Source organism: Streptomyces sp. NPDC005574 (assembly GCF_040605435.1).
GTDB lineage: Bacteria > Actinomycetota > Actinomycetes > Streptomycetales > Streptomycetaceae > Streptomyces.
The window spans coordinates 67,185-80,087 of the sequence record NZ_JBEXCW010000019.1 but is presented as its reverse complement, the minus strand read 5'-3'; the positions used below and the strand labels follow the sequence as shown (position 1 = coordinate 80,087).

Genomic DNA, 12,903 nt, shown 5'->3' with positions numbered 1-12,903 from the left:
CGCACTCACCGGCCGCCCGTTTTCCGTTGTCTCCCAACTTGTCATGCACGCGAGCCGCTGCGTTCAGCGGGCGGACCGTCCCGAAGCGTGAGCTTCCATGTGTCCATGTGGCAAGCGACGCAAGGGAGTCCGCCGATGACCGGAGCAACCGCCCCCGACCGACGCCGCTTTCTGACCGCCGGTGCCGCCGTGCTCGGCGTCACCGCCTCCGCCCAGCTGTGGCTGCCGGCCGCCGCCCACGCGACCGACACCCCGCTGCCCGAGGGCGTGTTCAGCCTGGGCGTGGCCTCCGGCGACCCGCTGCCCGACGGCATCGTGCTGTGGACGCGGCTCGCTCCCGACCCGCTGAACGGCGGCGGCATGCCCGACCGTGCGGTGCCCGTGCGGTGGGAACTGGCGGAGGACCCGCGCTTCAAGAAGGTCGTGCGCCGGGGCACCGCCCAGGCCGACCCCGCGTACGGACACAGCGTTCACGTGGATGTACGAGGACTGCGCCCAGGCCGCGCGTACTGGTACCGCTTCCGCGCCGGCGGCCGGCTCTCGCCCGTCGGCCGCACCCGCACCGCCCCGCACCCGTTCAGCTCCGCCGGCACCCTGCGCGTCGCCCTCGCCTCCTGCCAGAACTGGCAGCACGGCTACTTCACGCCGTACGCCGACATGCTGGAACAGGATCCCGATCTCGTGCTGTTCGTCGGCGACTACATCTACGAGTCCGCGCCCTCGGCCACGGCGGTGCGCCGGCACGAGGGGAGCGGTGAGCCGTACACGCTGACCCAGTACCGCAACCGGTACGCGCAGTACCGCCTGGACCCGGACCTCGCCGCGATGCACGCCTCCACCCCCTGGGTGGTCACCTTCGACGACCACGAGGTCGACAACGACTTCGCCGGAGAGGTCCCGCAGGACCCGGACAAGCAGGCGCACGACGCCTTCGTGACCCGGCTGACGGCGGCCTACCAGGCGTACTACGAGCACATGCCGGTGCGCGCGACGGCGATCCCGGACGGCCCGCACATCCAGATGTACCGCCGCCTGGAGTTCGGCAGCCTGGTCCGGCTCAACGTGCTGGACACCCGGCAGTTCCGTGGCGACCAGGCGACCGGCCAGGCCGGCGCCCAGGACCCGGCGCTGACCATGCTCGGTGCCGGGCAGAAGCGGTGGCTGCTCGACGGGCTGCGCCGCTCGCCCGCCCGCTGGAACCTGATCGCCTCGCAGATCATGATGGCCGAGACCGATCTGAAGGTCGGCGAGGGCAAGCTCTGGTACTACGACGCCTGGGACGGCTACCAGGCCGAGCGCAACGCCCTCCTCCAGGAGTTCCAAAACGTCCGCAACCCGGTCGTGCTCAGCGGCGACCGCCACCTGACGATGATCAGCGACCTGAAGCAGGACTTCGCGGACCCGGGCTCCGCCGTGGTTGGCGCGGAGTTCGTCGGCACCTCGATCGCCAGCAACGGCGACCAGGACCAGGCGGCCTTCCACGCCCAGTTCGACCCGCTGCGGGCCGACAACCCGCACTGGAAGGTGATCGACGCCCACCGCGGCTACCACCTCTTCGACATCCGCCGCGACGGCATCGACGCACGGGTCCGGACCGTGGACACCGTGCTGAAGCCGCAGGCCGTGGCCGGCACCCTGGCCCGGCTCCGGGTCGAGGCGGACCGGCCGGGTGTGAACTCGGTGTGAGGCCGTGAACCGCGTATGACGGGGCCCGGGACACGGAGGTGTTCCGGGCCCTTCGCGTTCCGACCGCGCCGCACCCGCGGAGCCGCTCCACGCCGTTCGCCGCACCCGAGGAGTCGCTCCGCGCCGTTCGCCGCACCCGAGGAGTCGCTCCGCGCCGTTCGCCGCACCCGCGGAGTCGCGCCGGGCCACTCCAGACCCGTTCAAGGACGCGTTCCAGGATCCGGAATGCCGCCGATTCCCCGCTCCGGAATCCCGGCCCGGCATTGCGGGTGAAAGGAGTTTCCGGGTGGACCGTATTCACAGCCGGTCCACAAGAGTGCCGTCACGCATATGAAGAACGCGTACACAGCCCTCACACCGTCACGGGACCGGCGGCGGACCGCCCACCAGGACGGCCGAACGCGTCACCGGAATGGCCGCGGCCACCCGCGGTAATTCGACGCGGCCGGTGACCCGTGGGCGCTGAGCACCGGCGACCCGCCGGTCAGGCCGTCCCGCGGGTCCCTGCCGGGGATGTCGGCCGCAGCCGATCACCGCCCGCCACGGGCCCGGGGGAGGGCCGGCGGCCAGCCGGAGCCCGGGCGGTCGGCCGGAGGCGGTCCGAGGACCCCGTAGAGTGCTCCGCCGGTGCTGCGGGGAACCGCCGCGGCGGCCCGAGCGCGACATTTCGTCCCGCCTCGTCATCCGCCGCGAAACGGACACCTGTGGATTTACTCACAGCAAATTCACGCCATCACCGGACGGTCTCCGCGATCACCAGGAGTGCGAGGTGAATGACAGGTTGCGCGCACATATGCAGTGGACGGCGCTCACCTTGCACTGCGGTAACCAGGAGTGGGACCATTTCCACGTTCCCTGTCGCCCCAAGGTAGGTCACCTGTGTCACAGCACATAGCCAAGCCCCGTACCACCGCAGTGATCCTGGCCGGTGGCACCGGCCAGCGGGTGGGTCTGTCGATCCCCAAGCAGCTGCTGAAGATCGCCGGCAAGGCAGTCATCGAGCACACCCTGACCACCTTCGAGAAGGCCGACTCGATCGACGACATCATCGTGCTGATGGCGCCGGGTTACGTGCCCGACGTCGAGAAGATCGTCGCCAAGGCCGGATTCCGGAAGGTCACCAAGGTCATCGAGGGTGGCTCGACCCGGAACGAGACCACCGAGCGGGCCATCGCCGCCCTCGGCGAGGGCCTGGCGCCGGGCGAGGACCGCAACGTCCTCTTCCACGACGCCGTACGCCCCCTGCTGTCACAGCGTGTGATCGACGACTGCGTCACCGCCCTGGAGCGCTTCCAGGCCGTCGACGTCGCCATCCCCTCCGCGGACACCATCATCGTCACGCGCACGCACGGCGAGGACGGCGAGTTCATCACGGAGATCCCCGACCGCGCCCGGCTGCGCCGCGGCCAGACCCCGCAGGCCTTCAAGCTGTCGACCATCCGCCGGGCCTACGAGGTCGCCGCCGGCGACCCCAACTTCCAGGCGACGGACGACTGCTCGGTCGTCCTCAAGTACCTGCCCGACGTCCCGATCCACGTGGTCGCGGGCGACGAGTACAACATGAAGGTCACCCAGCCCGTCGACGTCTTCATCGCCGACAAGCTCTTCCAGCTGGCCTCCACCGCCACGCCCGAGCGCAACGGCGAGGAGGACTACCGTCAACTCCTCACCGGCAAGACCGTCGTGGTTTTCGGCGGCTCGTACGGCATCGGCAAGGACATCGCCGAACTCGCCGGGTCCTACGGCGCGAAGGTGTACGCGCTGGGCCGCTCCACCACCGGCACCCACGTCGAGAACCCGGAGGAGGTCGACGACGCGCTGTCCAAGGCGTACGGCGAGACCGGGCGCATCGACTACGTCGTCAACACCGCGGGCGTGCTGCGCATCGGCAAGCTGGCCGAGACCGACAACGCGACCATCGAGGAAGCGCTGAAGGTCAACTACCTGGCCCCGGTGCAGATCGCCCGCTCCTCCTACAAGTACCTCGCCGAGACCAAGGGCCAGCTGCTGCTGTACACCTCCAGCAGCTACACCCGCGGCCGCGCCGAGTACAGCCTCTACTCCTCCACCAAGGCCGCCATGGTGAACCTCACCCAGGCCCTGTCGGACGAGTGGGCCGGTGACGGCATCCGGGTGAACTGCGTCAACCCGGAGCGCACCGCCACGCCGATGCGCACCAAGGCGTTCGGCCAGGAGCCCGCCGGCTCCCTGCTCTCCTCCGAGGCCGTCGCGCGCACCTCGCTCGACGTGCTGCTGTCCGAGCTGACCGGGCACGTCATCGACGTCCGCCAGCAGGACCCGACCGCGCCGGCCGGCGAGGCCACCGGCTTCGAGCAGGCCCTGGCCAGCGTGTTGGACCGTCAGGACGGCGTGGCATAATCAGCAGCAAATAGCGTTCCGTTATTCAGGCCTCTGTGGCTGCCCGTTCGCCGAGCATTCACAGGGGCCTGAATCCGTAAACTCCCGGAGCCTTCACCATTCGCTTTCCGGACTTTTTCTGCCTTAACAACCGGCACCCCTCCCAGAGCAGGTTCTCCGTGATATCCACCGCTATTCGCGTGGCCCGGGTGGGCAGCGCGGCCGAACTGGCCGCGGCGGTCCTCATGATCTTGGGCTACCCCTGCCTCATGCTGGCCGCGCTCGTCCCGAGCGTCCCCGCCTTCGCGGCGGCGACCGCCGTGACGTACCTCGCGGACCACTTCCTGCACCGCAGGAACAGTTACCTGGTCAGCCGCCTCAGCAAGGTGCGGGCCGGCCTGTCGATCCGCTTCCTGATCCGACAGCTGCTCCTGATCCTGCTGCTGGCCCGCCTGGACCTCTCGGACGGCCTGGTCTTCTACGCGGCGATCGCCTGCTTCATCGCCTTCTACGGCCTCCAGGCCCCGCACGGCGCGCTGGTCACCCTGATCCGCAACCGCCGCCGGATGCCGGTCGCCACCCGCAACGTCGACCTGGCCGCCCGCATCCGCATCCCGGACGCCCCGCCGCAGGGCCTGCTGAACCGCTCCGCGGAGAAGATGCTCCACCTCGACCTCGCGGCGGTCGTCGGCCTGCTGGTCGCCGGGGCCACCGACACGGCCGTGGCGGCCTTCGTCGGCGTCGGCGTCACGCTGGTCGTGGGCACGCTCTACGTCGCCGCGCTGGTGCCCTACGTGCGCGGCAGCAAAATACCGCCGAACGCCGACCGGGTACTGACCGCCGTGGACGAGTGGCTGCGCGACTACCGGCCGCAGACGGTGCTCTACTTCTCCGGCTCCAGGGACTCCACGTACCAGGTCAACATGTGGCTGGAGACCATGGAGCAGCTGGAGTCGCGGCCGCTGATCATTCTGCGTGAGCGCGTCATACTGCAGAACCTGGCGCCCACCACGGTCCCCGTCATCTGCGTGCCCGGAGGGGTGCACCTGATGAACATGGACCTGTCCACGGTGCGGGTCGCGCTGTACGCGGCGAACGTCGGCAAGAACATCCACCTGCTGCGCGTGCCGACCATGAAGCACGTCTTCATCGGGCACGGCGACAGCGACAAGCTCGCCAGCGTGAACCCGTTCAGCAAGGTGTACGACGAGGTGTGGACCGCGGGCCGGGCCGGCCGCGACCGCTACGCCATCGCCGACGTCGGCGTCCGCGACGAGGACATCGTGGAGGTCGGCCGTCCGCAGCTCGCGCCGATCCGGACCTCGACGGACGCCTCCGGCACGCCCGGTGACGCGGCCGCCGGCGAGAGCTGCCCGACCGTGCTGTACGCGCCGACCTGGGAGGGCTGGGACGACAACCCCGGCAACACCTCCCTCCTGCTCGCGGGCGAGAACATCGTGCGCGGGCTGGTCCAGGCCGACCCGCCGGTCCGTGTCCTGTACAAGCCGCACCCGTTCACCGGCACGCGCAGCGCCCAGGCAGGGGCCGCGCACCGCAGGATCACCGCCCTGATCGAGAAGTCGGCCGCCGAGCGGGCAGCCGACCCGCGCTTCGCCGCCGACGCGACCGCCCAGGCCGCGGCCAAGGCCGAACTCGCCCGCGTCCAGGCCCGGATCGCGGAACTGTCCGGCACCGGCGACGAGAAGGGCGACGAGGCCGAGGCCACCCGTGACGGGCTGGTCGACGTCAAGAAGCACGAGGAGATCGCCCGGCTGCGCATCGAGTGGAACGACGCCTACTGGCGTTCCTTCGGCAGCTGGGAGCACCGGGTCATCACGGGCGCCGAGCCGCGCCTGTACGACTGCTTCAACGTCTGTGACGGCATGGTCTCCGACATCTCCAGCGTCGTCTCCGACTTCATCGCGAGCGGCAAGCCGTACGCGGTCACCGACTCCGCGGAGCTCGGTGTGGAGGAGTTCAAGCGGCAGAACACCGCGGTGCGCGCCGCGGTGATCCTCTCCAACGGCGCGGCCGAACTGGACGCGCTGCTCGCGGCCGTCCGTGACCCCGCGTCCGACCCGCTGGCGGCGGACCGCGGCGAGCTCAAGCAGTACCTGCTCGGCCCGGACGAGCCGGCCTCCATCGTCCAGTTCAACACCGCGGTGACGAACCTGGCGGTCAAGGCCGACACCCGCAACGTGGGCCAGGACGCGCGGGTCGCCACCGCCGGCGCGGAGGAGGCCGAGGAGATGGCCGACGCGATGCCCGTGCCGCGGGCCGCCTCGACGCCCGGCGACCCGGACGGCGTGGCCGCCGGCTGACCGCGCTCGCTCGCCGACCAAGGGCCCGGCCCCGGGAACCACTTCCCGGGGCCGGGCCCTTTCGGTGTTCTCGCCCTCGCTTTACCGTTCGCGCCGTCGCTCTTACCCGCCCGCCCTACCGTGAGGTGAGGCTGTTCGCCCGCCGGGTGACCTCGGTCACGGAGGGGTGGGGCGCAGGCAACCCCTCGCACCACCCGACCGTCTTCCAGGTAGCCAATAGGTGGATACGGGGGAAATGTTCCATGACTAGGGGGAAGAGTGACCCTGCCGCAGCCTGATGTGAGCGTGATCATCGGGGCGTACGACGCGATGCCGTACCTGGTGGAGTGCCTGGCCTCCGTCCGGGCCCAGACCCTCGACGCGGCGCGCCTCGAGGTGATCGCGGTCGACGACGGCTCGACGGACGGCACGGGGGAGTACCTGGAGGAGTTCGCGGCGGACGCCCCCATGCCGGTCACGGTGATCCGGCAGGAGAACTCGGGTGGCCCCAGCGGCCCGCGCAACGTCGGCCTCGGCAAGGCCGCGGGGCGGTACGTCTTCTTCCTCGACGCCGACGACCGGCTCGGCCCCGAGGCCCTGGAGCGGATGGTCGCCGCCGCCGACCGCAACGGCACGGACGTGGTCGTGGGCCGGGTCGAGGGCGTCAACCGCGCCGCGCCGAAGTCGATGTGGGGTCAGAACCTGGACCGCACGGACGTCTTCTCCTCCAACATCAAGTTCACGCTCAGCGCGCAGAAGCTCTTCCGCCGCGCCCTGCTGCAACGCCACGGCATGCGGTTCGACGAGTCCCTGTGGACCGGCGAGGACGCGTTGTTCACGATGGAGGCCTACCTGCGGGCCGACGGCGTCTCCGTGATAGCCGACCACACCTGCTACTACCTGGTGGGCCGCGAGGACGGCAAGCACGTGACGAAGAGGGGGAGTTACACCCTGCGCTTCGACTCCGCCCGCGCCCTGATGCGACTGATAGCGGAGATGGTGCCCGCCGGACCTCGGCGCGACACCCTCATGGTCCGCCCCTTCGTCGTCACCCTGCTCCCGCAGTTCGGCCCCAAGTACCTGAAGGACGACGAGTCCGTCCGGCGCAGGAAGTTCGAGCTGGCGAAACCCCTGCTGGAGGCGTACTGGAACGACGAGGTCGCCCGCCGCCTCAAGGTCCACGAGCGACTGCGGCTGCACCTGGTCGCCACCAGCCGGCCCGAACTCCTCGAAGAGGTCGTGGCGTTCGTCAGGAGCAAGAAGACGCCCGCCGCCGTCCTGGAACGCAAGGGCAGCCGCCTCTACCTGGCCTACCCGCACTTCCGCGACCGGACGGCCGGCATACCCGACGCCGTCTACCTCGCCCCGCCCCGCGAGGCCCGCGCGTTCCCGGGCTACCGGGAGGACCGCATCGACTCCCTGGTGCGCCGGGTGGCCCGCAGGGCCCGCCGCATCCTGCCCTCCCGCGAGGACGGTCCCGGGGACCGGGCGGCGGCGGCATGACCGGCCGGCCGTACGGCTGTCAGCGAGCAGCCGGCGCGGCGACCGCGGCGGCGAACCCGGCCGCGCCGTCGCGCAGTTGCGGCGGGGCGGCCCCCACGCACACATGCGCGTACCGACCGGTGGTCGGCACGCGCATGTCGGTCCGCCCGGAGTCGTTCCGGACGGGGAGTCTCCTAGTCGCGGCCCGGCTGGAGGCGCCGCAGCGGACGGCCGACGGCACGCCGGGCCCGGCGGTAGACCGAGGTCGACGAAGCGTCCTGGGCCGGCTTGACGGACACCGCGGCCGGCTTGACCGGCGTCTTGGCCCGCGCCACGTCACGCTTCAACTGCGCGTTGTCCTTCGACAGTTGGGTGATACGGCTCTGCAGGAACCCGAACCGCGCGGTGAGCGAGTCGAGGTCCATGTCGTTCCAGGGGCGGATGCCCGCCGGGAAGCGCAGCTTCCGCATGCGGGCCTCGAAGGCCGCGCCGCCGTCGCCGTGCGTGAAGGTGTTCTGCAGGCCGTTCTTGTCCAGGAAGCCCGTGAAGCGCTCGAACCGCTCCTGGTGACCGCCGGACAGCTTGGTGAAGTCGGCCTCCTCGTACAGCCGCGCCGGGTCCAGGTCCTCGGGGATCTGGTCGATGCGCTGGTGCGGGATGTCGAAGTAACGGCACAGCTCCAGCGTCCGCGAGTCCGCGGTCAGCACGGTGGCGGGCGTGCCCGCGAGGAGGGCCGCGATGTTGCCGTGGATGCGGGAGCCGAAGGAGAAGTCGAAGTCGCGCAGGTCGTCGATCCAGGTGACCGGGTCGATGTAGATGCGGACCTTGTCCTCGGCGTACATCGGGTGGTCCGGGTGCGACGGCATCCCGGTGACCTTGCCGTTGGGGTGCGACAGGTCCCGCCAGTGCAACTGCTTGGCGTCACTGAGGTTCTGCGCGATGTACCGCAGGTTCGGGTAGCGGGCGTGGGTGCGGCGGATGACCTGGTCCATGCCCTGGGTGCGCACCGCGCTGTGCGACCCGTTGATCGCGATCCGGGAGTCGGCGGTCAGCGCCGTCGCCGGCTTGTGCACCGCGAGTTCCTTGCCGTACATGAAGAGGGAGGGGCAGCCGATGACCTCGACGTCCCGGAAACCCATGCCCTTCAGGTACTGCTCGGTGAACTCGCCGCGCACACCGATGGTGGCGCTGCGGTCGAGCACCGCGGAGACGAACTCGCGTACCGAGGGCTCCATGGCCTTCAGCCGGTCCGGGTTGTAGTCCAGCGAGGACTGCGCGCCGACACCGACCACGACGACCGGGATCTTCAGCTTGGTGATCAGCCGCGTCAGCTTCTGCAGCGCGGGCTCGAACGACAGCCGGAAGGCGTTGGCGAGGGGTACGACGAACGCGTCGTACTCCTCGTTGATCCGCCCGGCCGCGGTCGGGTCGATCCGCATGCGGTTCGAGACGACCTCGACGTCAGGCGTCTCGAGGATCTTGTGGGCGGCATCACTGAAGATCAGGTTGCCGGAGTTGGTGGCGATCACGTCGCGGTGGAGGGCTTCCTCCACAGGAACGACGTCGTAGGGGCTCTTCCCTGATCTGAGGAGTATGCGCTTCACGTGGCGAACTGTAGGTGACACAAACTTCAGATTAAATTTGGATGCTCTTTGATTTCTATGAGCAACCTGCACAACCTTTTTGCCATATGCGGTGCGTGAGTGAGCAGTTACAGCTGCGATGTGTCCGCGAGGTGGACCGACGCGCGGTGCCCGCCCCGCTTCGCGTAGATTGCCGGACGGGGCTGTCGGACCTACGCGAGGGGACAAAGACCAAGGTGGCAGGGGCAAGACAAGCCGTGAACGAGGCCCACCGGCTCGTCGTCAAGGTGGGTTCCTCGTCGCTGACGACCGCGACCGGCGGACTGGACGCCGACCGGGTCGACGCGCTCGTCGACGTCCTCGCCAAGAGCCGAAGTGGAGGGGAACGTGAGATTGTTCTCGTTTCCTCCGGAGCCATCGCGGCCGGCCTCGCCCCGCTCGGCCTGCGCCGCCGTCCGCGCGACCTCGCCCGCCAGCAGGCCGCGGCCAGCGTCGGCCAGGGCCTGCTCGTGGCCCGTTACACCGCCTCCTTCGCCCGCTACGGCGTACGCGTCGGCCAGGTGCTGCTCACCTCCGACGACATGAGCCGGCGCTCCCACCACCGCAACGCCTCCCGCACCCTCGACCAGCTCCTCGCGATGGGCGCCCTCCCGGTCGTCAACGAGAACGACACCGTCGCCACCGACGAGATCCGCTTCGGCGACAACGACCGGCTCGCCGCCCTCGTCGCCCACCTCGTCCGCGCCGACCTGCTGGTGCTGCTGTCCGACATCGACGGCGTCTACGACGGCGACCCGAGCAAGCCGGGCACCTCCCGGATAGCGGAGGTGCGGGGACCCGCCGACCTCGCGCACGTCGACATCGGCAGCGCCGGCAAGGCGGGCGTGGGCACCGGCGGCATGGTCACCAAGGTCGAGGCCGCGCGGATCGCGGCGGCGGCCGGCATCCCCGTGGTGCTGACCAGCGCGGTCCACGCGGCCGACGCGCTCTCCGGCGGCGACACCGGCACCTACTTCCACTCCACCGGCAAGCGCTCCGCGGACCGGCTGCTGTGGCTGCAGCACGCCTCCACCCCGCAGGGCTCGCTCACCCTCGACGACGGGGCCGTGCGCGCGGTCGTCGAGGGCCGCAAGTCGCTGCTGCCGGCCGGGATCGCCGGCCTGGAGGGCGAGTTCAGCGCGGGCGACCCCGTGGAGCTGCTCGACGGACAGGGGCGCGCGGTGGCCCGCGGGCTCGTCAACTTCGACGCCCGGGAGATCCCCCGGCTGATCGGCCGCTCGACCCGGGAACTGGCCCGCGACCTGGGACCCGGATACGAGCGCGAGGTCGTCCACCGGGACGACCTGGTGCTTCTGCAGCCCTGAGCGGAGCCGGGCACCGTCCGGACAGGTGCCCGAGGCATCCGAAAACGGGGTGAACGTCCCGGCGCGGGCGTAGCCCTGAGGTGGACGTTCCGCAAAACCGCCCCACGAGCCCTTGCGGCCTGCTCAACTTTGTCTCAGGGACCCATCGAGTACGAGCACTGCCCGGGCACTGCTCGACCGTCGTGTGAAGGAGGCCGTCGTGAGACGAGTGCGCCCTGGGGCGGCGGCGTCCCGCGGTGGTACCCCCTCCCGGGCGGCCGGCGAAGAGCGGACCCTGACGAGCGTGGCGGCCGGCGACCGCTTCGAGGGCGAGCGCCCCGAGGACCTCCCGCGGCTGTGGCACATCACCCTCAGCGTCTCCGGCGAGGAGGCCCCGCTGAAAGAGGTGCGGCGGGCGCTCGAACAACTCGCGCACGACCACCCCTTCCTGCTGACCAGCAGATACGCCAACGACCACGCGGAGATCCGGTACTGGGAGGAGGCCCGCGACCTGCACGACGCGGCCGCCGTCGCCCTGCGCCTGTGGGGCGAGCACCGCCAGACCGCGGGACTGCCGCCGTGGGAGATCGTCGGCCTGGAGGTCATCGACCGCCAGACCTACCACCAGCGCGTCGCCGAGGGGTACGGGCCGGCGCCGGCCACCCCTGTCGGAGTTCACCCCTTTTGAGCCCGTCTCGCGCTGTGGAACGACCGGTGTACGCGCCCGCCCGGCGCACTACCCTTTGCTCATGACCACGCTCTCTCCGTACGACTCCATGTCCCCGGTCACCCGGGCCGCCTACCGCGCCAAGGCGGCCGCCGCCGACCTCGCGCCGCTGCCGCGGGCCGACAAGGACGACGCGCTGCTCGCCGTCGCGGACGCCCTGGAAGTCCGTACGAGCGAGATCGTCGAGGCCAACGCCAAGGACGTCGCCCGGGCCCGCGAGGCCGGCACCAGCGAGTCCGTCGTCGACCGCCTGACGCTCACCCCCGAGCGGGTGCGCGCGATCGCCTCCGACGTCCGGGACGTCGTCGCCCTGCCCGACCCGGTCGGCGAGGTGGTGCGCGGTTCGACCCTGCCCAACGGCATCGACCTGCGCCAGGTCCGCGTCCCGCTCGGCGTGGTCGGCATCATCTACGAGGCCCGCCCCAACGTCACCGTCGACGCCGCCGCCCTGTGCCTGAAGTCCGGCAACGCGGTACTGCTGCGCGGCTCGGCCTCGGCGTTCGAGTCGAACAGCGCCCTGGTCCGGGTGATCCGCGACGCCGTGGGCGGCGCCGGGCTGCCCGCCGACGCCGTGCAGCTGGTGCCCGGCGAGAGCCGCGAGAGCGTGCGCGAGCTGATGCGCGCCCGCGGCCTGGTCGACGTGCTGATCCCGCGCGGCGGTGCCTCGCTGATCCAGACCGTCGTCTCGGAGTCCACCGTCCCGGTCATCGAGACCGGCACCGGCAACTGCCACGTCTACGTCGACGCCCAGGCCGACCTCGACATGGCGGTCGGCATCCTGATCAACTCCAAGGCGAGCCGGGTCAGCGTCTGCAACTCCGCCGAGACCCTCCTCGTGCACCAGGACATCGCCGCCGAGTTCCTGCCGCGCGCCCTGGACGCCCTCGCGGAGGCCGGGGTCACCGTGCACGCCGACGAGCGGGTCCTGGCCTACGCCAAGGACTCCAAGGCCACCGTGGTGGAGGCGACCCCGGAAGACTGGGAGACCGAGTACCTCTCCTACGACATCGCCGCCGCCGTCGTCGACTCGCTCGACAAGGCCGTCGAGCACATCCGGCTGTGGACCTCCGGGCACACCGAGGCCATCGTGACGACCTCCCAGCAGGCCGCCCGGCGGTTCACCCGACTGGTCGACTCCACGACGGTCGCCGTCAACGCCTCCACCCGGTTCACCGACGGCGGGCAGTTCGGCTTCGGCGCGGAGATCGGCATCTCGACGCAGAAGCTGCACGCGCGGGGCCCGATGGGGCTGCCGGAGCTGACCAGCACCAAGTACATCGTCACCGGTGACGGGCACATCCGGCGCTGAGAGCGGCGCCGGGCGCGGCCGGTCACGGACCGGAACGCCGGGTGGGCATATGCGCCCGGCGGGTGCCTTCGACGCGTGCCCGGCGCGCGCCCCGGCCTCGCGCCCATCGCGGCGG

At 70.8% G+C, this 12,903-nt stretch carries 8 protein-coding genes; 7 read left to right on the top strand and 1 reads right to left on the bottom strand.

Translation table 11 applies throughout. From position 1 onward, the window contains the following. Window positions 1-135 precede the first annotated feature (135 nt). The 4 genes from ABZT03_RS15675 (at window position 136) to ABZT03_RS15660 (ending at window position 7,847) form a co-directional block, all read left to right on the top strand. The gene (locus ABZT03_RS15675; protein ID WP_356039133.1) at window positions 136-1,686 is read left to right on the top strand and encodes an alkaline phosphatase D family protein; all 1,551 of its coding nucleotides are present in this window, start codon (window positions 136-138) and stop codon (window positions 1,684-1,686) included. An 879-nt stretch (window positions 1,687-2,565) separates the two neighbouring features. Continuing rightward, complete coding sequence (locus tag ABZT03_RS15670; RefSeq protein ID WP_356039031.1) at window positions 2,566-4,065, top strand: bifunctional cytidylyltransferase/SDR family oxidoreductase; 1,500 nt, start codon at window positions 2,566-2,568, stop codon at window positions 4,063-4,065. A gap of 158 nt (window positions 4,066-4,223) precedes the next feature. After that, window positions 4,224-6,365: a hypothetical protein gene (locus ABZT03_RS15665; RefSeq protein WP_356039028.1), complete on the top strand. Its 2,142-nt coding sequence runs from the start codon at window positions 4,224-4,226 to the stop codon at window positions 6,363-6,365. A gap of 258 nt (window positions 6,366-6,623) precedes the next feature. Then, entirely contained in the window at window positions 6,624-7,847 is a 1,224-nt protein-coding gene (locus ABZT03_RS15660; RefSeq protein WP_356039025.1) for a glycosyltransferase family 2 protein, read from the top strand. 173 nt (window positions 7,848-8,020) lie between these two features. Here the strand turns inward: ABZT03_RS15660 and ABZT03_RS15655 are convergent, their stop codons facing one another. After that, the gene (locus ABZT03_RS15655) at window positions 8,021-9,430 is read right to left on the bottom strand and encodes a polysaccharide pyruvyl transferase family protein (protein ID WP_356039023.1); all 1,410 of its coding nucleotides are present in this window, start codon (window positions 9,428-9,430) and stop codon (window positions 8,021-8,023) included. Window positions 9,431-9,666: 236 nt separating this feature from the next. On the opposite strand from ABZT03_RS15655, the gene proB reads away from it, so the two are divergent. The 3 genes from proB to ABZT03_RS15640 all read left to right on the top strand — a co-directional run bounded on the left by proB (window position 9,667) and on the right by ABZT03_RS15640 (window position 12,788). Then, window positions 9,667-10,773 carry a glutamate 5-kinase gene (gene proB / locus ABZT03_RS15650; RefSeq protein ID WP_356039021.1) on the top strand — a complete coding sequence of 369 codons (1,107 nt, stop codon included), beginning with the start codon at window positions 9,667-9,669 and terminating at the stop codon, window positions 10,771-10,773. Window positions 10,774-10,981: 208 nt separating this feature from the next. Beyond that, window positions 10,982-11,440: a hypothetical protein gene (locus tag ABZT03_RS15645; RefSeq protein ID WP_356039131.1), complete on the top strand. Its 459-nt coding sequence runs from the start codon at window positions 10,982-10,984 to the stop codon at window positions 11,438-11,440. A 61-nt stretch (window positions 11,441-11,501) separates the two neighbouring features. Further along, on the top strand, window positions 11,502-12,788 hold the full coding sequence (locus ABZT03_RS15640; protein WP_356039017.1) for a glutamate-5-semialdehyde dehydrogenase: 1,287 nt from the start codon (window positions 11,502-11,504) through the stop codon (window positions 12,786-12,788). Window positions 12,789-12,903: the final 115 nt, after the last annotated feature.